This window comes from Mesorhizobium salmacidum (SeqCode) (genome assembly GCF_037179605.1).
GTDB lineage: Bacteria > Pseudomonadota > Alphaproteobacteria > Rhizobiales > Rhizobiaceae > Mesorhizobium > Mesorhizobium salmacidum.
The window spans coordinates 144,598-170,960 of sequence record NZ_JAPYKS010000001.1 but is presented as its reverse complement, the minus strand read 5'-3'; the positions used below and the strand labels follow the sequence as shown (position 1 = coordinate 170,960).

Genomic DNA, 26,363 nt, shown 5'->3' with positions numbered 1-26,363 from the left:
TCACGGCCGCGGCCGGCCCGTCAGGAAGCCTGCTTGACCGCCGGCCAGCCAAGAGGTTCCTCGACCTCATGGATGGGATCGACGACGATCAGATCGGCGAGGTCGTCGTGAATGCTCACATTGAGCGGTTCGTTCGTGGCGGCGAGCTCGGCTGGCAATTCGCCTGGCAGTGGCTGCGCCGTCGCTTCCGAACGGACCAGCAAACCCAGTTCGAGCAATTGCGATATGAAGTGTTCGAGTTCGGCCTGGCCTATTGTCGAGCCGGCCGCGGCCAGCCCGATCAGAGCCTGGGCGTCCGCTCCGGACGAAAGCGCTTGCCACACCTTGCTGCCGGAATCCGAGAAGCCGAAATATTTGCCATTGGCAAGGTTGAGCACCACGGCTTCGCCATCGAAGGATTCGAAAACGATATCCCGGCTCGCAACCGCATAGGCATGGGATCATGCATCATTGTTGCCCCGCTCTGCATTTCCTGCCCGCCAGCAGGACCGCTTCCACCGACAACGGCTGTAAACTTTCGGGTCTTCCTTGGCAAGGTAACCATCGCCGGCAAGGCGCGGACCATTCCCGGATCAGTCGAAGGCCGGGCCGATCAAGCCTCGATTTCCAGTGCCGACAGTGGCTTTGAACAGCAGGCCAGGATGAAGCCATCATCGATCTCGTGATCGAGGATGCCGCCATTGTGGCTCATCTCGACGCTGCCGGAGACTTTCTTCACCTTGCAAGTTCCGCACAGGCCGAATTCGCAGGCCGCCGGTATCCGCACGCCCGAAGCACGCGCCGTCTGCAGCACGGTCTGGCCGGCGACACAGTCGGCGTCGACGTCCGAAAGCGCGAAGCGGATCGGCGTTGCGGCTTCGACGGGGACAGCCACACCGTCCTGCGCCGGCGCCGCGAATAGCGCCGGGATTTCCTCAACGGTCGGCGCGGCAAAGCTCTCCTGATGGTACTTTGCCATGTCGAAGCCGGCGGCTTCGAGCATGCCGCGCACGGCGCGCATGAAGGGGTCGGGGCCGCAGCAGAAGATTTCGCGTTCGCGGAAATCGGGCGCCAGCAGCGGCAGCCGGATGGCGTCGATGCGGCCCATATGGCCATACCAGCCCTCGCGGCTCGACCGTTCCTCGATCATGAAGCCGAGCGACAGGCCCGGCATGTGGCCGCCGAGCAGCTCCAGCTCCTTGCGGAAGATGATCTCTTCCGGGCGCCGCGCGCAGTTGACGAAGCCGACATCGGTCCATGGCGCGCAGTCGTTCAGCCAGCGCAGCATCGACATCATCGGCGTCACGCCGGATCCGGCCGAGATGAACAGATATTTCGCCGCCGGATGGCTGTGCAGTGAAAAGTCGCCGCCTGGTCCATAGGCCTTGACGTGCGAGCCGGGCGCCAGGTGATCGAACATCCAGCGTGTGCCGATGCTGCCCACCTGCGCCTTCACCGTCACCGCGATCGAGAATGGCCGCGACGGTGACGATGACAGCGTATAGGTGCGCATCAGCGGCCCGTCCGGTGTCGGCAATTCCAGCGTCACGAATTGGCCCGGCTTGTAGCGGAACCAGGTCTGGTTGTCGGACCGGAAGGTGAAGGTCTTCACGTCGGGCGCCTCGTCGGTGACGCCGGTCACTTCCAGCACCTGCAGCCTGTCGTTCCAGGGCGCCATCTGGTCGAGATGGCGATAGAGGCCGAGATCCGTCATCGCATTCATCCTCTTGTCCCTTTTGTTCCGCGCATGTCCAAAACCGCCGTCTCTAGCGATATGCCTTAGGCAACGCTGCGCAGGGCCGGCCGGCCGCCTTCGGCAAGCCGTGGCCCGATGAAGGATGCGTACCACTCGACGAACTGGATCACGCCGCCCTCATGCAGCTCCGAATAGGGGCCTGGCTCGTAGGCCGGCGACAGGATGCCGAAGGCGTTTTCCTCGACGATGCGGCGATCCTGGTCGTTGGTCTCGGTCCAGACATGGGTGAGTTCTGCGAGATCGTAATCGACGCCCTCGACCGCATCCTTATGCACCAGCCATTTGGTGGTCACCGCCGTTTCCGTGGCGCTGATCGGCAGCACCCGGAAGGTGACGGCGTGGTCGCCCAGGATGTGGTTCCAGGTCGTCGGATAGTGGTAAAGCAGCAACGAACCGATGCGGTCGGTTGAAACGCTGTCGGAAAGATTCCTCTCGACCGCGCGCTTTCCCGTCATCGTGTAGCTGACGGCATCGCGCAGCAGCGGCGCGCGGGTGGCGCGATACTGGCCGGCCGGATCGATGCGGAACTTGCTCGGCAGGCCGGCCGCTTCGCATTTCGCCCAGTGCGCCAGCATCTCCGGATCGCTGTCGGCGCCTTGCACGCCGGTCACCGTCGGTGCTTCCGGGAAGGTCTTGCAGAGTTCGGGATGGTTGCCGGCGCAATGATAGCATTCGCGGTTGTTTTCCCAGACCAGCTTCCAGTTGCCCTTCTCGATGATGGTGCTCTCGAAAGCGACTTTTGCCTCACGCAGCCGGTGCGGCAAAAGGTAAGGCTCGATCATCGCCCGCATCGGCGCGAAATCGGCGGGCTCGCTGGCCAGACAGATGAAGATGTAACCGCCAACGCTTTCGCAGGCGACGGGCTTCAGGCCGTACTGGCTCTTGTCGAACCCATCGACCATCTGGCGGGCGAACAGCAGCCGGCCGTCGAGCTCGTAGGTCCATTGGTGATAGGGACAGACCAGTTTGGTGGCCGTGCCCTTGTCACTGTTGCAGACGCGGCTGCCGCGATGGCGGCAGGAATTGTGGAAGGCGTTGATCTTGCCCTGCTGATCGCGCACCAGCACGACCGGATAATCGCCGATCTGCACGGTGATGAAGCTGCCCGGCTTGGGCAATTCGCAATCATGGCCGATGAACAGCCAGTCGCGATACCAGATCAACTCCATGTCCAGCTTGAAGTAGTCCGGGTCGGTGTAAAAAGGCTGTTCCAGCGAAAAGCCTTGTCTGCGGCTGTTCAATAGCCTCAGCATGTCGTTGCGCGCGTCCATGTCCTGTCCTTAGTTTCAAGGACTGAACTGGTGGTGATTGAGGAAGGACTGGGCGCAGATCGGCGAAAAGCCGGACAGACACCATCCGCCTCTTGACCGCCCACCGCGATCAGTCGAGTTCTAGCGATCTCGGGCTGGTTTCCGGGCTCTGGAGTTGTCCTTGCGGACCATCGCGACACCTTCCCAGGCTTTAGCCCAGTGGTCTCCCGTTGCGACTTGAACTCCACCACCGTTGCGGGGGCAGCGCCGGAATCTGACCGGCTTCCCAATTCTCCGCTCCGTCCTCACGCAGCGGCACCTGAGATGCCTGATCTAATCACGACAGGCTTTGCGACATCGGCACGAAAGCGACATCGCATCCATGCGGCGCGACACGCACGTTGGATCGTCATGACAGGCTTGTAGCAGTTGGAATCGCCTTCTGTCGCCAAGCCGCGCCGGCACCGCCTTTGCTCCCTGCAGGGAGCAACTAGGTTAACAGTTTCAAAAAGTGACTATTAGCGGAGTCTAAAATCGAACCGAACGGTTCGTTTCTGTTGACGGTGCGTGCAAGAGCTGTGAACGCCGAGCCTCCGACACAGTTGGTGATCGAAGTGCTGTTTTAAGTTAACCAATTGATATCACAAGATAAAATAAGAGATGCGGAAGGCGCTGGTACAATTTCAAGTGGTGGAGTCATGGTCCACGCTGAACAACTTCGTGATTGGAAACGGCAAGGGTGCTCTCCCACATCGGGGCTGTCCGAACGACGCGATTTAATCCCAAGACACGCCGCTAGACGGACGGAAAAATACTGGAGTACCAAAAAATGAAAAAGATCATTCTCACTGCCGCCGCCCTTCTGGCTGTTTCCGGCAGCGCCTTCGCTGGTAGCGACAATTACGGTTCGAACGGCGCCAACCAGCCTGCTGCCGCGGTGGACAGTTCGTACACCGCTTCCACCTCCACCAAGACGTCGGAGCCTGTTGCTCAGACGCCTGCTCAGGGCAGCGATCGCAACCTCTTCGGCCGCTAACGGCCTGTCCCCACGGATTGGCGGGCTTGCCCGCCGATCCGGCGGAATTCAAGAAATTCAGGAGTACCTAAAATGAACAAGATCCTTATTGCCGCCGCCGCCGTTCTGGCCATTTCCGGCAGCGCTTTTGCCAGCGACAACTATGGCTCCAACGGTGCCAACCAGCCTGCCGCCGCGGTGGACAACTCGTACACCGCGTCGGTCGACAAGTCGGCTCCTGCCAGCCAGGAGCCCGTCCAGCACGGCGCCGATCGCAACCTGTTCGGCAACAACTAACATCTCTTCAAGCAAGGACGGCGCGCTCAGCCCGCCCCTTGAATTCGAAAAAATCGGAGTACCAAAATGAAAAAGATTGTTCTTACCGCCGCCGCTCTTCTGATTGCCGCTGGTAGCGCCTATGCCGGCAACGACAACGTTGGCGACACCGACATCAACAAGCTGGCGACCGTCAACGTCGACACCTCGCATACGGGCTCGACCCGCAAGAGCGCATCGCCCGTCTACAAGCTGCTCAATTCGTCGGGCGACGTACAGAAGTCCGCCCCTCAGGGCGCAGACCGCAACCTCTTCGGCAACAACTAACCAGCCGTGGTGATATACAAAAGAGAGCGGCGGGCTTACCCGCCGCTCTCTTTTTGCATTGTCGAGACAGCTTGTGGTCTCAGGCGGCTTTGGCTTCCGCTTCGTGCAGGGCGAACGACCGTCCATCCGCATCGAAGATATGAAGATCTCCGGCATTGGCGGTCAGCCGCAGCGTCGAGCCGCGCTTGACCTCGACATTGCCCGGCAACTTGGTCACCAGCGGCAGGTCGGCACGGCCGATGTCGATATAGACCAGCTGAACCTCACCGAGCTGCTCGAGATAATCGACCGTCCCCTCGAACAGATAATCGCTACCACTGGCGATCGCGAGATCTTCCGGCCGCACGCCGAAGCTGACCGCCGCTCCTTTTGCCGAAGCAGGCGTCGCGATCGGTACCGTCGCCTTGCGGCCGCCGACATGACTGACGATGGTCGGATTGCCCGTCTTGTCGACCGCCGCCGGCAGGATATTCATGGCCGGTGAGCCGATGAACTGGGCGACGAAGAGGTTGCCGGGGTTCTTGTAGAGCTCCATCGGCGTGCCGACCTGCTCGATGTGGCCATCCTTCAGCACGACGATGCGGTCGGCCAGCGTCATCGCCTCGACCTGGTCGTGCGTGACATAGATCATGGTCGTGTTGGGCATCGATTCCTTGAGCTTGGCGATCTCGATGCGCGTGGCGACGCGCAGCGCCGCGTCAAGGTTCGACAGCGGTTCGTCGAACAGGAACACTTTCGGATTGCGCACGATGGCGCGGCCGATGGCGACACGCTGGCGCTGGCCGCCCGACATCGCCTTGGGCAGGCGGTCGAGATATTTGGTCAACTGCAGGATCTCGGCCGCCTGCCGTACCCGCTTGTCGATCTCGGCCTTGCTTTCCTTGCCGATCTTCATCGAGAAGGCCATGTTGTCGTAGACGGTCATGTGCGGATAGAGCGCATAGGACTGGAACACCATGGCGATGCCGCGCTTCGACGGCGGCACGTCGTTGACCACCTGGCCGTCGATCCTGAGTTCACCCGAGGTGATTTCCTCAAGCCCGGCGATCGAGCGCAGCAAGGTCGACTTGCCGCAGCCCGACGGGCCGACGAAGACGATGAATTCGCCCGATTTGATGTCGAGGTCGATGCCGTGGAGAATGTTGAGATTGCCGTAGGACTTCTTCACTTGTCTCAAATTGACATCGGCCATTGATTTCCTCCAGTGGTTCCTCAGATGTTTCAGCCTATGCGTCCGAACCAGGCGTCGTAACCGCCGAGTTCGACCGAACCGGTGCTCGCCTGCCCGGAAAACCCGTGTCCCGCCAAACGTTGCAGGGTTCGGTTGCCGAGGTCAATCTTCGCCGGCCTGGCGCCTAGATTGAAAACGCAGACGACCTCCTCATTGCCCGCCCGGCGGGTGAAGGCGACGGTGTCGCCCTCGCTTTCGATGAAGGTGAGGTCGCCCTTTGCCAGCGCCGGATGGGCGCGGCGGAAGGCGAGAAAGCGCCGGTAATGCTCAAGCAGGGAGGTCTCGTCGCCTTGCTGCACGTTGACCGCCTGTGACAGATGCTTGGCCGGCACCGGCAGCCAGGGTTTTGCCGGGGAGAAGCCGCCATTCCTGGCGCCGCCATCCCACACCATGGGCGTGCGGCAGCCGTCGCGGCCCTTGAATTCCGGCCAGAAGCGGATGCCGTAGGGGTCCTGCAGGTCTTCGAAGCGCAGGTCGGCCTCGCCGAGCCCGAGTTCTTCGCCCTGGTAGATGCAGACCGAGCCGCGCAGCGACATCAGCAATGCCGAGATGACCTTGAGATAGGCGGACGGGTCGGCTTCATCGGCGGCCCAGCGCGAGGCCGGGCGCATCACGTCATGGTTGGAAAACGCCCAGCACGACCAGCCGTCGCTGGCCACCCTGCCAAAGGCTTCCAGCACCGAGCGCACTTTGGCGGCGCTGATCTTTTCCGGCGCCAGGAAGTCGAAGGAATAGCACATATGCACGCGCTTGCCGCCGGCGGTATAGGCGGCGACCACGTCCAGCCCGCGCTGCGAATCGCCGACTTCGCCGACCGCGGCGGTCGCCGGATACTCGTCGAGCAGCGCCCTGAAGCGCTCGAGGAAAGCGAGGTTCTCCGGCCGGCTCTTGTCGTAGATATGATCCTGGTAGTTGTAGGGGTTGACCGCCGGCGCGGTCTGGTCGTTGCGCTCGTCCGGGGGCAGCGGCGGATTGTTTTCCAGCCCCTGGCTGTGGAAGTAGAAATTGATGGTGTCGAGACGGAAGCCGTCGACGCCGCGTTCCAGCCAGAAGCGGGTGACGTCGAGCAGCGCGTCCTGGACTTGGCGGCTATGGAAGTTGAGGTCGGGCTGCTCGGCCAGGAAATTGTGCAGGTAATATTGCTGGCGGCTGGTGTCCCATTGCCACGCCGAGCCGCCGAAGATCGACAGCCAGTTGTTGGGCGGCGTGCCATCGGGCCTTGCGTCGGCCCAGACATACCAGTCGGCCTTCGGATTGGTGCGGCTCGAGCGACTTTCCATGAACCAGGGATGGATATCGGCGGTATGCGACAGCACCTCGTCGATCATCACCTTGAGACCCAGCCGGTGCGCCTCCGCCGTCAGCGCGTCGAAGTCGGCCAGCGTGCCGAACATCGGGTCGACGTCACAATAATCCGAGACGTCGTAGCCGAAATCCTTCATTGGCGATTTGAAGAAAGGCGAAATCCAGATGGCATCCGCGCCAAGGGCGGCAATGTAGGGCAGCCTGCCGATGATGCCCTTGAGGTCACCGATGCCGTCGCCGTTGGAGTCCTGATAGCTGCGCGGATAGATCTGGTAGATCACCGCGCCCCGCCACCAGTCGCGGTCGATGGCGGGGTCTGGGTTCGAAGTCGCCTTCAAAGCCGAGTGCATTGTCTCAACCTCCTTTCACCGAGCCGGCCAGCAGCCCGCGGACGAAATAACGCTGCAGCGAGAAGAAGACGATCAGCGGCACGATGATGGTGATGAAGGCCGATGTCGTCAGGATCTCCCAGTTGCCGCCACGCGAGCCGAGCAGCGCATTGAGCTTGGCCGTCAGCACGATCTGGTCGGGCGCCGTTCCGAGGAAAACCATTGCCACCAGGAGATCGTTCCATACCCACAGGAATTGGAAGATGGCGAAGGAGGCAAGCACCGGGAAAGACAGCGGCAGCACGATCTTGACGAAGATCTCGAAATCGCTGGCGCCGTCGATGCGCGCCGATTCCATGATCTCGCGCGGCAGGCCGGCAATGTAGCTTCGAAGCAGATAGATGGCGAAGGGCAGGCCGAAACCGGTATGCGCCAGCCAGATGCCGAGATAGGTCTTGGACGGCACGCCGAAGAACGTCCCGACGCCGTTGTAGAGCTTCAGGAGCGGGATGAGCGACATCTGCAGCGGCACCACCAGCAGGCCGATGACGACAGCGATCAAGAGCGCGCGGCCTGGAAAGCGCATCCAGGCCAGCGCATAGGCGGCAAACGCCGCGATCAGGATCGGGATGACGGTCGCCGGGATGGTGACCGTCAGTGAATTCATGAAGGAGCGGCCGATGCCTTCGGAGAACAGCACGGTCTGATAGTTTTCGGGGGTGAATTTCGGCGGCGCCGACGAAGCGTAGTAGATGCGCTGGCCCCGGTCGCCCTCGAATGCCTTGGGCGAGGCCATGACGAAGCTGCCGTCGGCGTTGAGTTGCAGGGTGACGCCGTCGCCGAGATCGGCTGATGTGCCGGCAGGATACTGCGTCGGTGCCGCCGCCTTGACGCCGAAGGCACTGATGCCGCGCTTGGCACCATCGCCGAAGATGTTGCCCTGGAGAACGAACTTGCCGTCCTTCTCGACTTGTGTGGAGGCGGCCGGCAGGCGGCCGGCTTCGGTCTGGCTGGAACTTGCGAACGAATTCCACCAGCCCGAGGCGATGATCTGATCCTTGTCGCGTATCGACGAGACGAGGATGCCGAGCGTGGGGATGGTCCAGATCACCACGAAAAAGAGCACCGCGATATGGACGCCGAAACGGCTTGCGAAGGAATTTCCGGTCGCGACGGCCATCTCAATGCCCTCCCGTCTCTTTGTTGGCCTGGCGGATGTTCCAGATCATGATCGGAATGACGGCGATCATGATGATGATGGCAATGGTCGCGCCGCGGCCGAAATCGCCGCCGCCCCGGAACATCCAGTCGAACATCAGATTGGCCAGCACCTGGCTGTTCCATTGACCGTTGGTCATGGTCAGGACGATGTCGAACACCTTCAGCACCAGGATGGTGATGGTGGTCCATACCACCGCGATGGTGCCCCAGATCTGCGGCACCATGATCTTCCAGAAGATCTGGAAAGGGTTGGCGCCGTCTATGACCGCCGCTTCCAGTGTTTCTTCGGGGATGCCGCGCAGCGCCGAGGACAGGATGACCATGGCGAAGCCGGTCTGGATCCAGATCAGGATGATCATCAGGAAGAAATTGTTCCAGAGCGGCAGTGATATCCAGACCTGCGGCTGGCCGCCGAAATACTGGACGATGGCGTTGAGCAGTCCGATCTGGATCTGGCCCTCGCCACGATATTCGTAGATGAACTTCCAGATCACGCTGGCGCCGACGAAGGAGATCGCCAGCGGCAGGAAGATCAGGCTCTTGGCAATCGTGCCCCACCATATCTTGTCGGTGAGCACGGCGATGATCAGGCCGAGGAAGGTGCAGGCCGCCGGCACCACCGCCAGCCACAGGATGTTGTTCCGGATGGCGTTTCGCAGATCCGGATCGCGCAGCGCCCACTCGTAGTTGGCGGACCCCACGAAACTCGTGCCGCCGCGGTCGAAGAAAGACAGCCACAGCGTCGCGATCACCGGATAAATCAGGTAGATGGTCAGGATGATCAGCGCCGGACCCACGAACAACCAGGGCCGCACCAATCCCTGCCGGCGCAGATTGTTGACGGCGGCCGTCCCGGACACCCCACGCGAGGGGAAGATCAGGTCGAGCAGTTTGTTGGCGCCCCAGAAATAGGCGACACAGCCGCCGACGCCGATGATGATGACGAATATTGCCGAGAAAATCTGAGTCGCCATGGGTCCCTCTCCCTGCGCATGACCGGCCAGGCGATGCTGGCGACTGGATACGCCGACTTTCAGTTGTTCGGAACAATCGAAACGCGAAGGCTTCCGGCATGCACCGGTCGGATCCGGGCCGTAGCCCGGATCCAGTAGGAGGATCAGGAAGGATTAGGTCTCGCCGCAGCGGCCTACTTGATTGCGTCCCAGCTCTTCTGGATGTCGGTTGCGACGTCCTGAGCGGACTTGCCGCCGACCAGGTCGATCATGCCGGTCCAGAAGGAGCCGGCGCCCACCTTGCCGGGCATCAGGTCGGAGCCGTCGAAGCGCACCGTCGTGGCGCCGACCAGGATCTCGCCCTGCTTCTTCAACGCATCGCTGCCATAGGCGTCCTTGTTGGCGCCTTTGAAGGGCGTGACGAAGCTCTTCTGCGCCATCCACAATTCATGCGCGAGCGGCATCTGCAGGAACTTGATGAATTCGCGCGACGCCTTGGAATCCTTGGTGATCATCACCAGCGTTCCGGCCACTTCCAGCGGCGTCCCGAGTTCCGGCTTGGAGGCGTAGGGCGGGTAGGGGAAGAAGTCCGCATCCTGGCCAAGCTTCACGCCCTCCGGGAAGAAGGAAGGGATGAACGACGCCTGATGGTGCATGTAGCACTTCGGCGGCACGGTGAAGAGGCCCTTCGGGCTGTCGCGGAAGTCGGTCGCCGCGACCGCCTTGGCGCCGCCGTCGACCATCTTGTCGTCGGTGGCGATCTTGCCGAAGATGTCGATGGCGTTGACCACTGCCGGATCGGTGAACGGGATCTCGTTCTTCACCCACTTGTCGTAGACTTCAGGCGGCTGCGTCCTGAGCATGATATCCTCGACCCAGTCGGTCGCCGGCCAGCCGGTCGCGCCGCCCGAGCCAAGGCCGATGCACCAGGGCTTGCCGCCATCGGCGATGATCTTCTTTTCGAGCTCGGCCAGTTCTTCCTGCGTCTTCGGCACCTTGTAGCCGGCTTCCTCGAAATTGTCGGGCGAGTACCAGACAAGCCCCTTCACGTCGATCTTGTAGGGAAAGGCATAGAAGCCCGGCTTGCCGTCCTTGCCCGTATAGGTGCCGAGCTTGGCCCAGGAGTCGCCGGCGGCGTAATTCTCCTTGACCCAGGCCGCGACGTCGTCGCCGAGCGGGGTCAGCACGCCCTTGGAAGCAAGGTCCTGGATGAGGCCCGGCTGCGGCAGGACGGCGATGTTGGGCGGGCTGCCGGCCTGGGTGTCTATGACGATCTGCTGCTCGTAATTCTCGGACGAGGAATATTTGACCTCTGCGCCGGTGGCCTCGGAGAAATAATCGAGTACCGACCGGACAAGCGCCTCGTCCTCGCCACGCCATGGGCCGAAGATTGACAAGGTCTCACCCTTGAGGTCGACTTTCTTGAGGTCTTCATAATTCGCCCAGTGAAAGTGCTGATCTTCGCCGGGTTTGAACTTCAGTTCGGCCTGCGCGGGCGCGCTCAGGGCGAACGCGGCAGACGCAACGCCCAGCAAAAGCAACTTCTTCATCGGTATTCCTCCCAGTGGGTCACACATACAGGACGGAACCTCCATTCCGCCCGCCGACGCCGCAGGACTGTGACTCACTCGCAAGGGAACCGCAACCTTTCGAAGAGTCTTCCAAAGCGCTTTGGCTTTGCCGATCTCGCCATTGAATCAATCAGGAGTCAAGAGTGCTCGCGAACTAATCGATTTAATTGCCAGCAGCCCGCGCCCGAAGTGTGCGTCGCAACATGCTTTTTTGGCGGTGCAACAGCAATTTCTGTTTCAAAGCGGGGCCCGGCACGCATATGGTCTCCGATATGGCCGCATCTCGGGTAGTGTTTGGGGCGATTCAATCTGAAAGCGCTTTGAGGCAGGGAGGCCTCTCGTGAACCTCAAGCAACTCGCGCATATGCTGGCGCTTTCGCAGACAACGGTAAGCCGGGCGTTGAACGGCTATCCCGAAGTCAACGAGGAAACCCGCAGGCGCGTCATGGACGCCGCCAAGCGCCACGGCTATCGCCCCAATCCGAGCGCGCGTCGGCTGGCCACGGGCAAGTCCGGAATGATCGGCTATGTGCTGCCGACGGGTGCCGCGGTCGACATCGACCCCCACTTTGTCGAATTCCTGTCCGGCCTCGGCGACTATGCCCGCTCGCACGAACTCGACCTTGTCCTGTCCCCGACCGACGCCGACGATCAGGAGACGACCTACCGGCGCGTCGTCGCCAACCGGCAGGTCGATGCCGTCTACATCTCTTCGCCCAGGCCCGCCGACCGGCGCGTGGCGCTGGTCAATACGCTCGGCATTCCCTTCATCGTCCATGGCCGCAGCGAGGGCTTGGACTTCGACTATCCCTTTCTCGACATCGACAATGAAGGCGCTTTCCACGAGGCTGCCCGGCTGCTCGTCCAGCTCGGCCACCGGCGGCTGGCGCTGATCAATGGCAATGACGGGGAAACCTTCGCCATTCATCGCGAGCGCGGCCTGCGCCGGGCACTGGCAGCAAGCGGCCTGACATTGGACGATCGCCATGTCTGCTCCGTCGTCATGACCGAGGAGAACGGCTATCGCGCCGCCCGGCGCCTGCTTGAACAGGACGGCGCGCCGACGGCAATCGCCTGCTCCAGCCTGATCATGGCGCTCGGCGTCGTGCGCGCGGTGCGCGACCTTGGCCTCAGCATCCCCGGCGACATCTCGCTGATCGCCCATGACGACGTCTTTCCCTGGCTGAAGCCGGAGAATTTTTCCGTGCCGCTGTCGACGACGCGCTCGTCGATCCGGCTGGCCGGCGCGCGCATCGCCGAGCGGCTGGCGGCGCGGATATCGGGACTGGAGGAGGGCGCGCGCGGCGAGGTCTGGCCGGTCGACCTGGTTGTCAGGGGATCGGTGGCGGGAGCGCCGGCCTAGGGTCGCCAGAGTGCCCTCTTAACCCCGCATTAGCGCGCTTAGCCCAACATGGCCGGATGAAAATCGATCAGCCAAATGCGGTTTTCGGCCAACGCGGGCGCGAAGCCAGCGCACCGGCTGGCCGCACGGTCGAACCGACGCGCACCATAGGCCATCTTGTGCGTCTGCTTGGCTTAGTTGCGTTCCTGCTCACCGTGGCCGGCGCTGTCTTCTGGACGTTGCCTGGCATCGAAAAAATGAATCTGGAAGCCGGGCGAGCAGAGCGGAGAGTGGTCGAGATCGTCAACCAGCCGATTACGCATCTGCCCCGCTCCGGACCGGTCTCGGTATTCGCGCCAGGCTGGTTTCACCCGGGCGCCACAACCCCGGACTTCAACAATGTTGATGTCCGTTCCACACAGGAACTCACCTATGAAGGCCATGTCACGTCAGACCTGAACCCCACCGAAATGTTCATCGGAAGTGAACTCGAATTCAACGCTATGACCAAATATTTCTATACCGATCGAACGCTGCCCAAGAAGCGGTTGTCCAACTCGGAAATGATCGAGATCAACGGCCTTTACCGGGTTATGGCAGCGATGAGCAGGCGGTACTAATGCGATGGCTGGCAATAATCGGTTTGGCTGTCGTCGGGCTTTGTCTTGGAGTCGCGTTGCTTCTGCTATTCCGTCGAATCCGGCAACTGGCGACAGGTTGATCGGCCGCAAATCGACGAAATCGACGCCTGAAGCGAAAAACCTACTCCCTCACGGCCTCGGCCGCCTTAAGATCCAGCAGCCCGTAACCGAAATCATTGTCGCGCCCCTTGGGCCCGAGATCTCTCGCCGTCGCTGCAAGTGCCTTCTCGATGTCGTTGGCCGAGCGGTCGGGCGTGGCGTGGATGAGGTTGGCGATGGCGCCGCTGACGATCGCCGCGGCAAACGAGGTGCCCGTCACTACGTCCGAGCCGGCGCCGCTCGGTGCCACCATCTCGACGCCCGGCGCCGAGATGAAGACATAAGCGCCGCGATTGGCCTGCGGCATCAGTCCGTCACTGGCGTCGGTGGCCGTCACCGCGATGACACCGTCAAAGGCCGCCGGATAGCCATAGGGCGCCTTCGGGCCGTTGTTGCCGGCGGCGGCGACCAGCACCATGCCGAGCGCCCGTGCATTACGGCAGGCGGTGCCGAGCAGGTCGTTCTTCGGGCCGACGAAGCTCATATTGATGATGCTGACATTCTGGTCCGCCGCCCAGTCGAGCGCCGACAGGATGACGTCCATGGTCGACTTGCCGCCCTCGAAGGCACGCGCGTGGTAGATTTTCGCGCCCGGCGCCATGCCTTCCAGCGGGCCGACGCCGGCAATCAGACCATCGATCGAAGTGCCGTGGTCGCGCTTTTCGATCGGCACGTTCGGCATCGCGTCGAACTGCGCGGCGATGACCCCGGCCAGAGCCGGATTGGTATCGTCGATGCCGGTATCGATGACGGCGATACGCACGTTCTCGCCACTGGCCTGTTTGGCGTCGAGCGCGATGCGGTCGAAGGCATAGTTGACGATGCCGGCCGCCTGCTGCAGCGAATAGATATGGTTGGGCTCGCGGCGCTGCGTGCGGCCGTCGGCGGCAAGCTGCGCCAGCACGACGCCGACGGGGCGGCCATCGGGAATGCCGAAACGCACCAGCGTGGTGCCGAGCAGCCGGGACTGGCGCTGCGAGCGCACTTCAAGGCCGAAGGAAGCGGCGATCTGCTGCATGGCTCCGGCATCGCCATCGACGGTCACCAACACCTCGTCGGGTACGAAGTCGCCGGTCACGGCGCGTCGCGACTGAACGGCGATGAGATCGGTCGGCGAGATGATCGGGCCACCGGACGGCGGGCCTGCCTGGTTCGCGGCGGGGGCTGTCGCGGGCTCCGGGCGTGGTGTCGGAACCGGTGCAGGAAGGGCGACCGGGTTGGGGAAGAGGTCGACGATCAAGGCGGGCAGAAAAACGGCGCCGGCTTGGGCCGCACCCGACCCACCCTTATCGCCGCCGCCCCTGATGCAGTCGGCCGCGATCGCATTGGCCTCGGTGCTGCAATCGATTTTCGTCCGGTCGGGAGTGGCATCGTTGCTCTGCGCCGACGCAGGCACGGCGGCGATTGTCATCGCCCCCGCCAGGATAGCCGCAAATCGAATGACCGCCTCAACCGCCATCAACAGGTTTCCTTCCCTCGATCACAGCCTCCGCGAAAGGCTGCGCGGCAATAAGGCCCCGCAGTTTCTCGTAGTCGGCGGCTGTCGTCGCCGGAATGGCGAGCCTGAAGACGCCGTCGGCGGTCGGTCCGCCGATGATCTTGAGCTTGTTGGCGTCGAGAAAGGCCGCAATATCGGCCATCCTGGCATCCGGCTTGAATTTGACCAGCGCGAACGGCAATTTGGCCAGATCGTCTTGTGAGCCGGCGATCTCGAAATTGCCGCCCTTGCCGCCAGGCTGCACCAGAGACTGGACCGCGATCAAGGCCAGCAGGACCGCTGCCGCCGCCCAGGCGACGCCGACCGGCACCGCCATGAAGCGGCCCCAGGCCTGCGCCAGCCAGGATGCGCTTGCGGGCGCTCGAACCGGCCCCGCCTCCGCGTCGAGCGCCTTGGCGAAGCGGCTGAGCGCATCGGCCGGCGGGCGGATCGCCTCGTTGGCTGCCGCCGTGCCGGAGAACTCGGCTTCCGCCTCGCCGAGCGCGACAAGTGCCGCAGGATCGGTGGCCAGCCATTCTTCGATGGCTTCCAGATCCGAACCTTCGAGCGAACCGTTCAGGTAGAACGGCAGCAGCGTTTCCATTTCGTCGCGGCGGGACATCTTTTCAGCGGCGCTCATGGCCACCCCCTGTCGTAACCGGCGGCCTTCAAGGCTTCGCCGAGTTTCTTGCGGGCGTAGAACATACGGGTCTTGACGGTCGCGACCGGGATGTCGAGCACCTGTGCGATCTCGGTCACCGATTGCCCTTGATAATAGGCGAGGTCGATCACCGTGCGGTGCTCCTCGGGCAAGGCGTCGATGAGGCGACGCAAGGCGGCGGCCTTGTCCTCCTTCATGGTGACGACCTCAGGCGTGTCGGCGCTGTCGGGAACCGCGGCGGCGGCCTCGTCGTCGATCCAGTCTTCCTTCTTCTTGCGCAGCAGCGAGAGCGCCTTGAAGCGGGCGATGCCGAGCAGCCATGTCGAGACTTCGGACCGCCCTTCGAAGCTCGGCGCCTGGCGCCACAGTTCGAGGAACACTTCGTTCGCGATATCGTCAGCCATCATTTCCGATCCAGTCTGGCGCGCCACGAAGCGGTAGACCCGCGCGTGATGACGCATGAACAGGAGCCGCACGGCAGCCCGGTCGCCCTTCGCGACCCGGTCGACAAGCGCGCGATCGGTTTCCGTCGCCGCCGTCATGGCCGGTCGAGCCGCCTGGCTCCTGTCTGCTCTGTCGCCGATCGATCCAAAAAGGTTCATCCTCCGCCAAGGAATTCTGGGAGGCTAACCGAAGAGCGGGACGGTTGCCAGAGCATCCCTTCTCGCCGTTTACGGGGAGAAGGTGCCGGCAGGCGGATGAGGGGCGGCGCCAGCCACTCAATCAGGAGAGAAAAGCCTTCGCCTTCATCGTCGCCGGCACCGGCACGCCAAGCCGGCTCAGAACCGTTGGCGCCAGTTGCAACTGGTCGAGCAGCGTATCGACTTCCGGCCCTTCGCCCTGTCCGAAATAATACAACGCGAAATCCTGCATCTCGTCGTCATGGCCGCCATGGTGGCCGCGGTCGGTCTGGCCGTGGTCGGCGGTGACCATGACCTCGTAGCCGGCCTCGATCCAGCCCGGCAGGAAGGCCGCCAGCATGCCGTCCATGGCGTAGCAGGCATGGTCCATCTCGTGGCAGTCATGGCCGAAACGGTGGCCCATCGAGTCCAGCGTGCAGGTGTGCAGGACACCATAGTCGATGCCGTGGCGCCGGGTGAGCATGGTCAGCGTCGCGAACAGGTCGACATCGCTCGGCGTCATCTGGTTCTTGAGATTGTAGCCGGTCATGGTGTGGAAGCGGCCATGCGTGATCGGGCCGTCCGGCTCGTCATATTCCATGTCCGCGACGAGGTCGAACGGGTAGGAGCGGAAGAATTCGGACCAGTAGGAATGGGTGACCGCGCCGGTCTTGCCGCCGGCCTTGCTGACTTCCGAGAAGATGTCGGGCTGCACGACGCGAAAGCGGTTCTCGTTGGACAGGATGCCGTGCACCTGCGGCGACACGCCGGTGTGGATCGAGGCATAGCAGCAGGCCGAGGTCGACGGCAGCACCGAGCGCATCTTCCACACCCGTGCCCCGCCCGACTGCACCCAGCCTTCGAGATTGCCCATCAGCCGGCGCCAGTTCCGGTAGGGAACGCCATCTAGGATGATCAGCAGAAGCTTGGATTGGATCGCCACGGGCTGCTCCATGCGATTGTCTGTCGGTGGCGTCGATGAGCCGGTTGAAGAAGGGCACGATCAACCCGCCTCCATCGCGCATCAGCACGGCCGTGTCGTGATAGATCACTTTGCGCTTTGCTAGTTCCCCGCGCTGGCCATGCGCCGCCCCTTGATCGCCTTTTCCAGCCAGCCGATCTCCATTTCCGGAACGGACGACAACAACAGGTCGGTATAGGCATCGAAGGGCGGTGTGAGCACCTTGCTCTTGGAACCGTAGCGCACCACTTCGCCGCGATACATCACCGCGATCGAATCGGCGATCGACTTCACCGTTGCGAGGTCGTGGGTGATGAACAGATAGGCTACATTTTCCTCCTTCTGCAGTTCGAGCAGCAGCTTGAGGATGCCGTTGGCCACCAGCGGATCAAGCGCTGATGTCACTTCGTCGCAGATGATCAGCTTGGGCTTGGCGGCGAGCGAGCGGGCGATGCAGACACGCTGCTTCTGGCCGCCGGAAAGCTCGGCCGGGTAGCGGTCGACAAAGCCCTTGCCCATTTCGATCTTGTCGAGCAGTTCGGCGACGCGGGCATCGCGCTGCCTGCCGCGCATGCCGAAATAGAATTCGAGCGGCCGGCCGATGATGGTCCCGACGGTCTGGCGCGGGTTCATCGCCACGTCGGCCATCTGATAGATCATCTGCAGCTGGCGCAGGTCTTCCTTCGGCCGGTCGGCAAGCCGGTTGGCCAAGGGGCGCCCGTCGAATGTAACGGTGCCTTGCTCGGGCGGCAAAAGTCCGGTTATGGCGCGCGCCAGCGTCGACTTTCCGGAGCCGGATTCGCCAACCACGGCCAACGTCTGGCCGGGGTAGATGTCGACCGAGACGTTCTTCAGCACCTTGACGTGGCCGCCGCCATAGGCGGCGGTCACGTTCTTGACCGACAGGAACGGCGTGGTGCCGGGTCTTTGCTCGGCATGTTCGATCTCGTGCACCGAAACCAGCGCGTTGGTGTATTCCTGCCGCGGCTCCTTGATGATCTGGCGGGTGCCGCCCCATTCGACCAGCCGGCCGTGACGCAGCACCATGATCTCGTCCGAAACCTGGGCGACGACGGCCAGGTCGTGCGTGATGTAGAGCGCCGCCACATGGGTGTCGCGGATAGCATCCTTGATCGCCGCCAGCACGTCGATCTGCGTCGTCACATCGAGCGCCGTGGTCGGCTCGTCGAAGACGATCAGGTCAGGCTCCGAGCACAGCGCCATCGCCGTCATCACACGCTGCAGCTGGCCGCCTGAAACCTGGTGCGGAAAGCGTTCGCCGATGGCTTCCGGGTTGGGCAGGCTGAGCTTCTTGAACAATGCGACAGCGCGCTTCTCGGCCTCCGCTCGTGTCGCCGTTCCGTGCAGCAGCGTGGCTTCCACCACCTGGTCCATCAGCCTGTGCGCGGGATTGAAAGCGGCCGCCGCCGACTGCGCGACATAGCAGACCTCGCGACCGCGCAGCTTGCGAAAGTCCTCCTTACCGCCCTTGAGGATGTCGCGGCCGTTGAGGAGCACCTCGCCGCCGGTGATGCGCACGCCACCACGGCCATAGCCCATCGATGACAGGCCGATGGTCGACTTGCCGGCACCGGATTCGCCGATCAGGCCGAGCACCTTGCCCTTCTCCAGTGTCAGCGAGACATCGTGCACCAGCGTGATGGTCTTCGGCGCCTCACCGGGCGGATAGACCGTCGCCTCGATGCGCAAATTGCGGATGTCGAGCAGAGGGGTGGACTTTGCCTTGCCGTCAGCCATCACCCGCGTCCTCCCTTCAGGCTTGTCGTGCGGTTCAGCACCCAGTCGGCGACAAGATTGACCGAGATCGCCAGCGCCGCGATCGCGGCCGCGGGAATGAGCGCTGCGCCTATGCCGAACACGATGCCGTCCTTGTTCTCCTTCACCATGCCGCCCCAGTCGGCATCCGGCGGCTGCACGCCAAGGCCGAGAAAGGAAAGCGTCGACAGGAACAGCACTGCGTATATGAAGCGCAGGCCGAGCTCGGAGATCAGCGGCGACAACGCGTTGGGCAGGATTTCACGGAAGATGATCCAGACGCTGCCCTCGCCGCGCAGCTTAGCGGCTTCGACATAGTCCATGACGTTGATGTCGACGGCGACAGCGCGCGACAAACGGTAGACGCGCGTCGAGTCGAGAATGCCCATCACCAGGATCAGCGTCACCAGGTTGGTTGGCAGCACCGAGAGCACCACCAGGCCCATGATCAGTGTCGGGATCGACATCAGGAGGTCGACGAGGCGCGACAGGATCGTGTCGAACCAGCCGCCGAACACCGCGGCCGAAAAGCCAAGTATGGCGCCGAGCGAGAACGACAGCGCGGTGGCCAGCACCGCGATAAACAAGGTGATGCGGGCGCCATAGATCATCCGGGACAGCAAATCGCGGCCGAGATTGTCGGTGCCCAGCCAATGCGCCGCCGACATCGGCTCCCAGACATCGCCGACAATTTCGGCGTTGTCATGCGGCGAAATCCACGGCGCGAAGATCGCCGCCAGCACGAATAGTGCCGTCAGGATAATGCCGATCAGCGCGGGGATGGGGATGCGTTTGATATCGAGCATGCCCGCCCCCTATTTCGGATGTCGCAGACGCGGATTGGCGACGATCGCCGCTATGTCCGCGATGATGTTGAGACTGATGTAAACGGCGGCGAAGATCAGGCCGACGGCCTGTACCACCGGCACGTCACGCTTGGTCACGTGATCGACGAGATATTGTCCCATGCCGGGATAGACGAAAATCACCTCGACCACGACGACGCCGACGATGAGATAAGCGAGGTTGAGCATGACGACGTTGATGATCGGCGCGATGGCATTGGGGAAGGCGTGCTTGCGGATGACGTTGAACGCTGACAGGCCTTTCAGTTCCGCCGTCTCGACATAGGCCGACTGCATGACATTGAGGATCGCAGCTCGCGTCATGCGCATCATGTGGGCGAGCACCACCAGCGTCAGCGCCGTCGCCGGCAGCGCGATCGCCTGCATCCGCTCACCGAATGGCATGCCTTCATAGACGGTCGAAATGCCGGGAAAGATCTGCCACTTCACGGCGAAGAAATAGACCAGCACATAGCCGATGAAGAATTCCGGGAAGGAGGTCGAGGCGAGCGCCAAGCCGGAGATCAGCTTGTCGACCCAGCCATTGCGGTAGCGCACGGCGATCAGGCCAAGCGTGATCGCCAGCGGAATGGCCACGATCGCCGCCCAAAAGGCGAGGAACAGTGTGTTCCACAAGCGCGACTTGATCGAGGTCGCGATATCCTGCCCGCTCGACATCGCAGTGCCGAGGTCGCCGGTCAAGACGCCGCCGAGCCAATGGAAATACCTGACATAGGCCGGGTCATTCAGCCCAAGCTGCTCGCGCAAATTGGCCAGCGACTCCGGTGTCGCCGATTGTCCCAAAATGGCTTGCGCGACGTCGCCGGGCAGGATCTGCGTGCCGGCGAAGATCAGGACCGAGATGGCCAACAGAAGCAGGATGCCCAGCGCAATGCGCTGGGCAATTAGTTTCAGGATGGGTGAAGACATCTCTGCAAAGCCGGACTCAGGCCTGCAGCCAGCACTTCGCCAGGGCGTAGCCGTTCATCAGCTCCTGATGCGGGTCGTCCACCCAGCCATCGACCTTGGCGCCGGTGGCGTCGATGAACTGATTGAACATCGGCAGGATCAGGCCGCCTTCGTCGCGCACCATGACAGCCATGTCGTGGTACATCTGCTTGCGCTTGGCCTCATCGAGTTCGGCACGAGCCGCCAGCACCATCTTGTCGAAGTCCGGGCGCTTGAAACGCGTGTCGTTCCAGTCGGCGGTCGACAGATAGGCGGTCGAGTACATCTGGTCCTGCGTCGAGCGGCCGCCCCAATAAGAAGCGCAGAAGGGCTGCTTGTTCCAGACTTCGTTCCAGTAGCCGTCGCCGGGCTCGCGCTTGAGCTCGATCTTGATGCCGGCCTTGGCCGCGCTCTGCTGGAAGAGCTGGGACGCATCGACAGCGCCCGGGAAGGCCACGTCCGAGGTTCTCAGCAGCACGGTGCCGTCATGACCTGATTTCTTGTAGTGGAACTTGGCCTTGTCTGGATCATACTTGCGCTGCTCGATCTCGCTGAACAACGGATAGGACGCGTTGATCGGGAAGTCGTTGCCGAGCGAGCCGTAGCCGCGCAGCACCTTGGTCAGCATCTCCTCGCGGTCGATCGCCAGCTTCAGCGCCATCCTGAGGTCGTTATTGTCGAACGGCGCCGTGTTGCAATGCATGATGAACACGTAGTGGCCGGGGCCAGCGTGGTTGCGGATGGTGACGCCCGGCACGCGCTTGATCAGGTCGACGATCTTCGGCTCCACGCGGTTGATCATGTTGACCTGGCCGCCCTGCAGTGCTGCCGTGCGCGCCGTCGCGTCGTTGATGACGATGACTTCGATCTGGTCGGCATGGCCCATCTTGTCGCCCTGCCAGTAATTGGCGAAGCGCTCGCCGCCATGGCGCACGCCCGGCTCGTTGGTCTTGACCACGTATGGACCGGCCGAGATGCCGGCGTCGGGCTTGTCCTTGCCGCCATTGGGCTGCACGATTAGGTGATAGTCGCTGAGCAAATAGGGAAGGTCTGCGTTGGCTTCCTTCAGCGTCAGCACCACTTCCTTGCCGCTGGCCTTGATGGTCTCGATACCCTTCATATAGCCGAGCGCGCCGGATTTCGACTTCTCGTCCGAATGGCGCTCGAGCGTGGCGGCGACGTCTTCGGCGGTCACCGTCTTGCCATTGTGGAATTCGACGCCGTCGCGGATCTTCAACGTCCAGGTCTTCGCATCGTCCGAGGAGTCGATCTCTTCAGCGATGCGGTTCTCGAGCTTGCCGTCCGGCGACAGCTCGACGATCAATTCGCCCCAGCACTTGCCGAAAGCGAACGGCACCTGCGTCATCATCAGCGCCGGATCGAGGCTGTTGGTGGATTCACCGCCGACCAGGCCGGCCTTCAGCGTACCGCCCTTGACCGGACCCGCCGCGCGCGCAGCGCTTGAAAGCAGCGCGTTGGCGAAGGGTGCGGCGATGCCGAGCGCGGCCGCCCGGCCGAGAAAATCACGACGGCTCAGTTTGCCCGACGCAACCCGCCGGCTAAGGAATTCCAGTTCATTTGACATTTGAGTTCCTCACTCTGTTGGTTCGACTCTGCGGTCGATTTTCTTGCTTGTTGTTAAAGGGAATAATGACCGCAAGGGAAAGCGGTAAGCAAGACCGAATGCGACATGCCGTGGCGTAAATCGCACGTCGCATTTGGACCAACGATTTCAGTACTCAAACCAGCGCGCGCGGGACCTTTTCGTCGAAATCGCGCTCGAAGACGAGGTTTTCACCTTCGTAGGCCTCGATTCTGGCGCTGACGATGAAGTTTTGTGCGTCCGACCGCATCTGGGCCCATGTTTCGGTGCGGACCGACCATCCATTTCGCGACAGGGTCTGCGTCCAGTGTGTTTTCCCAGAGGCTGATAGAGGATCGTCGGGATGGATGGTCCAGGTTTCGCGGGCGATGCTGCCGTTGACCAGGCCGTGGTCGAGATCGCGCACCTCGCCGAAATCATCGGCAATGGAAAGCGTGACGATTCCCGTCTTTTCGTCGCGGTCGACATGGCGTTCGGAATTGGCGGGACGGATCGTCTCGGTCGCCCAGGGCGCGGCCCCTTCCGGCTCGGCGAAAACGGCTTCGTCGCCTGTTGCCAGCAGGCGCAACGGCACCGATAGCGTGGCCTCCGACAAGGTCAGTCGTGCCGGTTCCGGCGAAGGCCAGATCATTGGCCAGTAGGCGGTCGAAACGGCGACGCGCAGACGGTGGCCGGCCGGCACGCGGTAGGCGCATTGGTCGAGCACGACACGCGCCGAAACCGTCTCCCCGGGGACCAGTGCTTCGGGGAATTCATGCGAGTTGCGGTGCGTCAGATTGAGCACGCCATAGGAGATAAGTTCCGAGGCGCCGTCGGGATGCACGTCGCAAAGCCGGACCGCGATGTTGGCCTGGGGCCGATCGGAGGCAAGCAGGACCTCAAGCTCCGGCGCGCCGACGATCTCGATCGGCTTGGTGAGCTCAGGCTGGTCGAAACACGCCGACAGCCCATCGTCAGGGCGCTGATCACCCGGCAATTCCGGCCCGAAGGTGAACGGAAAGTATTCGCCGCCGGCAAGCCCGCAGGTCTGCGGCGAAGCGACGGTTGAAGGCCCTGCATCAGGGGAAATGAGTTCGATCGCTTCAACCGCTATGCTGGACGACGGCCACTCCTGCTCGGCTATCCAGCGGCCGGGCCGCTCCGGATGCCAGCGGGCGGGACGTACGCTGTCCATCACATAGGCGCGGTAGTCGGGATCGGCCTCGACGCCGGTCTCGGCGCCCTTCAGCCAGTGGTCCCACCAGCGCAGCGCTTCCTGCAGGAAGCCGATGGCGGGCTTGGGTTCGGCATAGTGCGGGTATTTGTGGATCCACGGGCCGACGATGCCCTTGACCGGGGCCTCGATGTTGCTGACGAGGTGCGAGATCGTGTTGCGGTAGCCGTCGTGCCAGCCGCCGATCGAAAGCACCGCGGCATGAACAGCGGAAAAATCCTCGCAGATCGAACCGCGCTTCCAATAGGCGTCGCGATGCTGGTGGCTGAGCCACAGCGGCAAAAGGAACGACTGGTTCTCCAGCCGTTTCAGCCACAGATCGCGCCATTTGTCGTCGCCGGCAATCAGCGGATCCGGTGGCCGCGACGAATAGGACAGCATGGTCGAGGCCCAGCCGAAATTCTCGAGCAGCAGGCAGCCGCCCTTGTAGTGGATGTCATCGGCATAGCGGTCGACGGTCGAGCACAGGCTGATCACTGCCTTGAGCGCCGGCGGCTGTTTGGCCGCCACCTGCAGGCAATTGAAGCCGCCCCAGGAAATACCCATCATGCCGACATTGCCGTTGCACCAGGGCTGCGCCGCCGCCCAGGCAATGACATCGCAGGCGTCCTGCAGTTCCTGCTCGGAATATTCGTCGTCCATCAGCCCTTCGGAATCACCATTGCCGCGCATGTCGACGCGGACCGAGGCGTAGCCGTGGCCGGCGAAATAGGGATGGGTAAGCTGATCGCGAAAGATCGTCCCGTCGCGCTTGCGGTAAGGCAGGTGCTCAAGGATGACAGGTACTGGATCGTCGTCCGCATCCTCCGGCATCCACACCCGCGCCGACAGCCGGCAGCCATCGGGCATGACGATGCCCATGTCGGGAAATTCGACGACCTTGCGGGGAAATTCGGTGATGGTTTTCATGGCAGGCATAACGCTCCGCGGCACGAGAACTTTCAATCGTCATTCGCGACTGGAGCAGCGAAATATGCGACCTGTGCCGCTACCTGTTTCATACCGTCAATTTAGCGGAATGTCGTTTTCGGCCTTGTTCGCCTGATAGACGCCGGACAGCTCGTCATAGCGTCCGGAAATCCTGCCGATCCGCTCCTCCAGCCGCTGGCGCTCGACCTCGGGCAGCGCTCTTACCAGCCTGCGGATGGAAAAACTTTTCCAATAGGCGTTCTCGGCGTTGTAGCCGCCGGGATCAAGGGTGAAGACCTCTTTCAGGATTTTGAGATCATGCGGAATGGCGAAACTGTCGCGCGAATCCTCGTGGCTGAACAAATGGTAGAAATTGTCGAAGCCGGTCCAGGTGATCGCCGACAGGCAGAGCGAACAGGGTTCATGCGTGGCAATGAAGATGGCATCTTTCGTGTCGACACGTTCGGCCTTGGGCATTTCGTAAAAGCGCTTCAGGCAATGCACCTCGCCATGCCAGAGCGGGTTTTCCATCTCGTTGTTGGTCTCGGCCAGCACCAGCGACCGGTCGCCCTTGCGCAGGATCGCCGCGCCGAACAGCTTGTTGCCGTGCGCGACACCTTCTGCCGTCTTCGGCACGATGTCGTGCTCGATCACGTCGAGCAGGCGGTCGATCAGCGAAATGTCGGTCATCACAAGCTCTCGTCGGGGATATGGATCTCGTAGGCATGCGAGAAATGGAATTCCTCGAGATTGGCGCCGTCGCCGCCACGGTCGACGATCAAAAAGTCCTGAGGCTCTCCGATGGGCGTCAGCACGCCGTGCCAGAGATTGCGGCAATAGTTGATGCCTTGCCCCGGCGCGGTGATGAAGGCATGTGGTTCGCCCGGCCCCTCCTTGCCTTCATGGCAGACGACGACCAGGAACGGACGCGGCGACAGCGGGATGAAAGCCTGACTGCCGAGCGGATGACGCTCGACCATGGTCAGCTTCAGCGGCATCTCGTAGGGCGTGCCGCGTACCATGGAAATCAGCACGCGGGCGTTATGTCCTGCCGCTTCAGCGGTGGCGAGAGCGTGGTAGCGCTCGGCCTTGCCGCCATTGATCGGATAGTGATTGTCGCCGCCCATGTCGATGACGTCGCCGAATTCGGCAAAGGCCTCACGGGTCAGCGGCCGCGCGACGATGCGGGTCATGACGTCCGCTTCGCGATGCCAGCCCCACCGAGCTTGGCGTGGCGGTTGACATCCTTGTAGAGCAGATAGCGGAATTTGCCGGGGCCGCCGGCATAGCAGGCCTGCGGGCAGAAGGCGCGCAGCCACATATAGTCGCCGGCCTCGACCTCCACCCAGTCCTGGTTGAGCCGGTAGACCGCCTTGCCTTCGAGCACATAGAGCCCGTGTTCCATGACATGTGTCTCGGCGAAAGGGATGACCGCGCCGGGCTCGAGCGTGACGATGGTCATGTGCATGTCGTGGCGCAGGTCGCCGGGATCGACGAACCGCGTCGTTGCCCAGCGGCCCTCGGTGCCCGGCATCGGGGTCGGCGCGATCTCCTGTTCGTTGGCGAAGAAGGCCTTGGGAATCCCGAGGCCGTCGACCGCCTCATATGCCTTGCGTATCCAGTGGAAGCGGACAGCCGCCTTGCTTTCGTTGCGGACCGTCCAGCCGCTGGCAGGCGGCAGGAAAGCATAGCCGCCGGGGCTCAAGCTATGCTTCTTGCCGTCGAGCAGAACCGCCAGTTCGCCCTCGACCACGAACAGGGCGCCCTCGGCGCCGGCATCGGGCTCGGGCCGGTCGCTGCCGCCGCCGGGCGCGACCTCGACGATGTATTGCGAAAATGTCTCGGCAAAGCCGGACAGCGGCCGCGACAGGATCCAGACGCGGGTCTTGTCCCAGAACGGCAGGGCGCTGGTGACGATGTCCTGCATCACGCCCTTGGGAATGACGGCATAGGCCTCGGTGAAGACGGCGCGTCCGGTCAGAAGTTCGTTCTGGCCGGAATGGCCGCCCTGTGGGGCATAATAGGTGCGCTCGGGCATCCTGATCGTATCCATGG

The 26,363-nt window shown here is 62.6% G+C and carries 25 protein-coding genes and 1 riboswitch; of the genes, 5 read left to right on the top strand and 20 right to left on the bottom strand.

Annotation, left to right across the window (positions count from 1 at the left end):
- Positions 1-20 precede the first annotated feature (20 nt).
- The 3 genes from O7A60_RS00815 to O7A60_RS00805 form a co-directional block, all read right to left on the bottom strand.
- A complete protein-coding gene (locus O7A60_RS00815) occupies positions 21-380 on the bottom strand; it encodes a PqqD family protein (RefSeq protein WP_337104586.1) in 360 nt (119 codons plus the stop codon).
- Positions 381-592: 212 nt separating this feature from the next.
- Positions 593-1,693 carry an FAD-binding oxidoreductase gene (locus tag O7A60_RS00810; RefSeq protein ID WP_337104584.1) on the bottom strand — a complete coding sequence of 367 codons (1,101 nt, stop codon included), beginning with the start codon at positions 1,691-1,693 and terminating at the stop codon, positions 593-595.
- Positions 1,694-1,758: 65 nt separating this feature from the next.
- Positions 1,759-3,006, bottom strand: a complete 1,248-nt coding sequence (locus O7A60_RS00805) for an aromatic ring-hydroxylating oxygenase subunit alpha (RefSeq protein ID WP_337104583.1) — start codon at positions 3,004-3,006, stop codon at positions 1,759-1,761.
- Positions 3,007-3,121: 115 nt separating this feature from the next.
- Positions 3,122-3,323, bottom strand: a riboswitch (cobalamin riboswitch).
- Between the two features lie 491 nt (positions 3,324-3,814).
- On the opposite strand from O7A60_RS00805, the gene O7A60_RS00800 reads away from it, so the two are divergent.
- The 3 genes from O7A60_RS00800 (at position 3,815) to O7A60_RS00790 (ending at position 4,603) form a co-directional block, all read left to right on the top strand.
- On the top strand, positions 3,815-4,021 hold the full coding sequence (locus tag O7A60_RS00800; RefSeq protein WP_337104582.1) for a DUF680 domain-containing protein: 207 nt from the start codon (positions 3,815-3,817) through the stop codon (positions 4,019-4,021).
- Between the two features lie 72 nt (positions 4,022-4,093).
- Positions 4,094-4,297: a DUF680 domain-containing protein gene (locus tag O7A60_RS00795; protein ID WP_140716316.1), complete on the top strand. Its 204-nt coding sequence runs from the start codon at positions 4,094-4,096 to the stop codon at positions 4,295-4,297.
- Between the two features lie 66 nt (positions 4,298-4,363).
- Positions 4,364-4,603 carry a DUF680 domain-containing protein gene (locus O7A60_RS00790; RefSeq protein WP_337104580.1) on the top strand — a complete coding sequence of 80 codons (240 nt, stop codon included), beginning with the start codon at positions 4,364-4,366 and terminating at the stop codon, positions 4,601-4,603.
- A gap of 79 nt (positions 4,604-4,682) precedes the next feature.
- On the opposite strand, the gene O7A60_RS00785 is transcribed toward O7A60_RS00790, so the two are convergent.
- The 5 genes from O7A60_RS00785 to O7A60_RS00765 form a co-directional block, all read right to left on the bottom strand.
- The gene (locus O7A60_RS00785) at positions 4,683-5,795 is read right to left on the bottom strand and encodes an ABC transporter ATP-binding protein (RefSeq protein ID WP_337104579.1); all 1,113 of its coding nucleotides are present in this window, start codon (positions 5,793-5,795) and stop codon (positions 4,683-4,685) included.
- Positions 5,796-5,824: 29 nt separating this feature from the next.
- The gene (gene bglA, locus O7A60_RS00780; RefSeq protein WP_337104577.1) at positions 5,825-7,489 is read right to left on the bottom strand and encodes a beta-galactosidase BglA; all 1,665 of its coding nucleotides are present in this window, start codon (positions 7,487-7,489) and stop codon (positions 5,825-5,827) included.
- Between the two features lie 4 nt (positions 7,490-7,493).
- Positions 7,494-8,648 carry a carbohydrate ABC transporter permease gene (locus O7A60_RS00775; RefSeq protein ID WP_337104575.1) on the bottom strand — a complete coding sequence of 385 codons (1,155 nt, stop codon included), beginning with the start codon at positions 8,646-8,648 and terminating at the stop codon, positions 7,494-7,496.
- Between the two features lies 1 nt (position 8,649).
- Positions 8,650-9,663, bottom strand: coding sequence for a carbohydrate ABC transporter permease (locus O7A60_RS00770; RefSeq protein WP_337104574.1), 1,014 nt, complete (start codon positions 9,661-9,663; stop codon positions 8,650-8,652).
- Positions 9,664-9,836: 173 nt separating this feature from the next.
- The gene (locus O7A60_RS00765) at positions 9,837-11,192 is read right to left on the bottom strand and encodes an ABC transporter substrate-binding protein (RefSeq protein ID WP_140506805.1); all 1,356 of its coding nucleotides are present in this window, start codon (positions 11,190-11,192) and stop codon (positions 9,837-9,839) included.
- Between the two features lie 361 nt (positions 11,193-11,553).
- On the opposite strand from O7A60_RS00765, the gene O7A60_RS00760 reads away from it, so the two are divergent.
- Together O7A60_RS00760 and O7A60_RS00755 are read left to right on the top strand one after the other, a co-directional pair.
- On the top strand, positions 11,554-12,576 hold the full coding sequence (locus tag O7A60_RS00760; protein ID WP_337104573.1) for a LacI family DNA-binding transcriptional regulator: 1,023 nt from the start codon (positions 11,554-11,556) through the stop codon (positions 12,574-12,576).
- 56 nt (positions 12,577-12,632) lie between these two features.
- Positions 12,633-13,175 carry a hypothetical protein gene (locus tag O7A60_RS00755; RefSeq protein ID WP_337104572.1) on the top strand — a complete coding sequence of 181 codons (543 nt, stop codon included), beginning with the start codon at positions 12,633-12,635 and terminating at the stop codon, positions 13,173-13,175.
- Between the two features lie 142 nt (positions 13,176-13,317).
- On the opposite strand, the gene O7A60_RS00750 is transcribed toward O7A60_RS00755, so the two are convergent.
- The 12 genes from O7A60_RS00750 to O7A60_RS00695 all read right to left on the bottom strand — a co-directional run bounded on the left by O7A60_RS00750 (position 13,318) and on the right by O7A60_RS00695 (position 26,361).
- Positions 13,318-14,754 (bottom strand): S8 family serine peptidase, encoded by a 1,437-nt coding sequence (locus O7A60_RS00750; protein WP_337104571.1) that lies wholly within the window; start codon positions 14,752-14,754, stop codon positions 13,318-13,320.
- On the bottom strand, positions 14,744-15,412 hold the full coding sequence (locus O7A60_RS00745; protein WP_337104570.1) for an anti-sigma factor: 669 nt from the start codon (positions 15,410-15,412) through the stop codon (positions 14,744-14,746). Before O7A60_RS00745 ends, O7A60_RS00750 begins: the two co-directional genes overlap by 11 nt.
- Positions 15,409-15,975, bottom strand: a complete 567-nt coding sequence (locus O7A60_RS00740; RefSeq protein ID WP_337104569.1) for a sigma-70 family RNA polymerase sigma factor — start codon at positions 15,973-15,975, stop codon at positions 15,409-15,411. Before O7A60_RS00740 ends, O7A60_RS00745 begins: the two co-directional genes overlap by 4 nt.
- 181 nt (positions 15,976-16,156) lie before the next feature.
- A complete protein-coding gene (locus O7A60_RS00735) occupies positions 16,157-16,996 on the bottom strand; it encodes an alkaline phosphatase family protein (protein ID WP_337104568.1) in 840 nt (279 codons plus the stop codon).
- Positions 16,997-17,116: 120 nt separating this feature from the next.
- The gene (locus O7A60_RS00730; protein WP_337104567.1) at positions 17,117-18,772 is read right to left on the bottom strand and encodes an ABC transporter ATP-binding protein; all 1,656 of its coding nucleotides are present in this window, start codon (positions 18,770-18,772) and stop codon (positions 17,117-17,119) included.
- On the bottom strand, positions 18,772-19,596 hold the full coding sequence (locus O7A60_RS00725) for an ABC transporter permease (protein ID WP_027142770.1): 825 nt from the start codon (positions 19,594-19,596) through the stop codon (positions 18,772-18,774). Before O7A60_RS00725 ends, O7A60_RS00730 begins: the two co-directional genes overlap by 1 nt.
- Before the next feature lie 9 nt (positions 19,597-19,605).
- Positions 19,606-20,565, bottom strand: coding sequence for an ABC transporter permease (locus tag O7A60_RS00720; RefSeq protein ID WP_027142771.1), 960 nt, complete (start codon positions 20,563-20,565; stop codon positions 19,606-19,608).
- Between the two features lie 16 nt (positions 20,566-20,581).
- Entirely contained in the window at positions 20,582-22,168 is a 1,587-nt protein-coding gene (locus O7A60_RS00715) for an ABC transporter substrate-binding protein (RefSeq protein ID WP_337104566.1), read from the bottom strand.
- A 154-nt stretch (positions 22,169-22,322) separates the two neighbouring features.
- The gene (locus O7A60_RS00710; protein WP_337104565.1) at positions 22,323-24,308 is read right to left on the bottom strand and encodes a CocE/NonD family hydrolase; all 1,986 of its coding nucleotides are present in this window, start codon (positions 24,306-24,308) and stop codon (positions 22,323-22,325) included.
- A 96-nt stretch (positions 24,309-24,404) separates the two neighbouring features.
- Positions 24,405-24,998: a nucleoside deaminase gene (locus O7A60_RS00705; RefSeq protein ID WP_337104564.1), complete on the bottom strand. Its 594-nt coding sequence runs from the start codon at positions 24,996-24,998 to the stop codon at positions 24,405-24,407.
- Positions 24,998-25,501 carry an ureidoglycolate lyase gene (locus tag O7A60_RS00700; RefSeq protein WP_337104563.1) on the bottom strand — a complete coding sequence of 168 codons (504 nt, stop codon included), beginning with the start codon at positions 25,499-25,501 and terminating at the stop codon, positions 24,998-25,000. The genes O7A60_RS00705 and O7A60_RS00700 overlap by 1 nt, the downstream gene beginning before the upstream one ends.
- Positions 25,498-26,361, bottom strand: a complete 864-nt coding sequence (locus tag O7A60_RS00695) for a bifunctional allantoicase/(S)-ureidoglycine aminohydrolase (RefSeq protein ID WP_337104562.1) — start codon at positions 26,359-26,361, stop codon at positions 25,498-25,500. The genes O7A60_RS00700 and O7A60_RS00695 overlap by 4 nt, the downstream gene beginning before the upstream one ends.
- Positions 26,362-26,363 lie beyond the last annotated feature (2 nt).

What these genes read in the sequence shown, in the direction of transcription:
- O7A60_RS00810 (WP_337104584.1), bottom strand. Translation starts at nt 1,693, where the DNA reads ATGACGGATCTCGGCCTCTATCGCCATCTCGACCAGATGGCGCCCTGG.
- O7A60_RS00805 (WP_337104583.1), bottom strand. Translation starts at nt 3,006, where the DNA reads ATGGACGCGCGCAACGACATGCTGAGGCTATTGAACAGCCGCAGACAA.
- O7A60_RS00800 (WP_337104582.1), top strand. Translation starts at nt 3,815, where the DNA reads ATGAAAAAGATCATTCTCACTGCCGCCGCCCTTCTGGCTGTTTCCGGC.
- O7A60_RS00795 (WP_140716316.1), top strand. Translation starts at nt 4,094, where the DNA reads ATGAACAAGATCCTTATTGCCGCCGCCGCCGTTCTGGCCATTTCCGGC.
- O7A60_RS00790 (WP_337104580.1), top strand. Translation starts at nt 4,364, where the DNA reads ATGAAAAAGATTGTTCTTACCGCCGCCGCTCTTCTGATTGCCGCTGGT.
- O7A60_RS00785 (WP_337104579.1), bottom strand. Translation starts at nt 5,795, where the DNA reads ATGGCCGATGTCAATTTGAGACAAGTGAAGAAGTCCTACGGCAATCTC.
- bglA (WP_337104577.1), bottom strand. Translation starts at nt 7,489, where the DNA reads ATGCACTCGGCTTTGAAGGCGACTTCGAACCCAGACCCCGCCATCGAC.
- O7A60_RS00775 (WP_337104575.1), bottom strand. Translation starts at nt 8,648, where the DNA reads ATGGCCGTCGCGACCGGAAATTCCTTCGCAAGCCGTTTCGGCGTCCAT.
- O7A60_RS00770 (WP_337104574.1), bottom strand. Translation starts at nt 9,663, where the DNA reads ATGGCGACTCAGATTTTCTCGGCAATATTCGTCATCATCATCGGCGTC.
- O7A60_RS00765 (WP_140506805.1), bottom strand. Translation starts at nt 11,192, where the DNA reads ATGAAGAAGTTGCTTTTGCTGGGCGTTGCGTCTGCCGCGTTCGCCCTG.
- O7A60_RS00755 (WP_337104572.1), top strand. Translation starts at nt 12,633, where the DNA reads ATGAAAATCGATCAGCCAAATGCGGTTTTCGGCCAACGCGGGCGCGAA.
- O7A60_RS00750 (WP_337104571.1), bottom strand. Translation starts at nt 14,754, where the DNA reads ATGGCGGTTGAGGCGGTCATTCGATTTGCGGCTATCCTGGCGGGGGCG.
- O7A60_RS00745 (WP_337104570.1), bottom strand. Translation starts at nt 15,412, where the DNA reads ATGAGCGCCGCTGAAAAGATGTCCCGCCGCGACGAAATGGAAACGCTG.
- O7A60_RS00740 (WP_337104569.1), bottom strand. Translation starts at nt 15,975, where the DNA reads ATGACGGCGGCGACGGAAACCGATCGCGCGCTTGTCGACCGGGTCGCG.
- O7A60_RS00730 (WP_337104567.1), bottom strand. Translation starts at nt 18,772, where the DNA reads ATGGCTGACGGCAAGGCAAAGTCCACCCCTCTGCTCGACATCCGCAAT.
- O7A60_RS00725 (WP_027142770.1), bottom strand. Translation starts at nt 19,596, where the DNA reads ATGCTCGATATCAAACGCATCCCCATCCCCGCGCTGATCGGCATTATC.
- O7A60_RS00720 (WP_027142771.1), bottom strand. Translation starts at nt 20,565, where the DNA reads ATGTCTTCACCCATCCTGAAACTAATTGCCCAGCGCATTGCGCTGGGC.
- O7A60_RS00715 (WP_337104566.1), bottom strand. Translation starts at nt 22,168, where the DNA reads ATGTCAAATGAACTGGAATTCCTTAGCCGGCGGGTTGCGTCGGGCAAA.
- O7A60_RS00710 (WP_337104565.1), bottom strand. Translation starts at nt 24,308, where the DNA reads ATGAAAACCATCACCGAATTTCCCCGCAAGGTCGTCGAATTTCCCGAC.
- O7A60_RS00705 (WP_337104564.1), bottom strand. Translation starts at nt 24,998, where the DNA reads ATGACCGACATTTCGCTGATCGACCGCCTGCTCGACGTGATCGAGCAC.
- O7A60_RS00700 (WP_337104563.1), bottom strand. Translation starts at nt 25,501, where the DNA reads ATGACCCGCATCGTCGCGCGGCCGCTGACCCGTGAGGCCTTTGCCGAA.
- O7A60_RS00695 (WP_337104562.1), bottom strand. Translation starts at nt 26,361, where the DNA reads ATGGATACGATCAGGATGCCCGAGCGCACCTATTATGCCCCACAGGGC.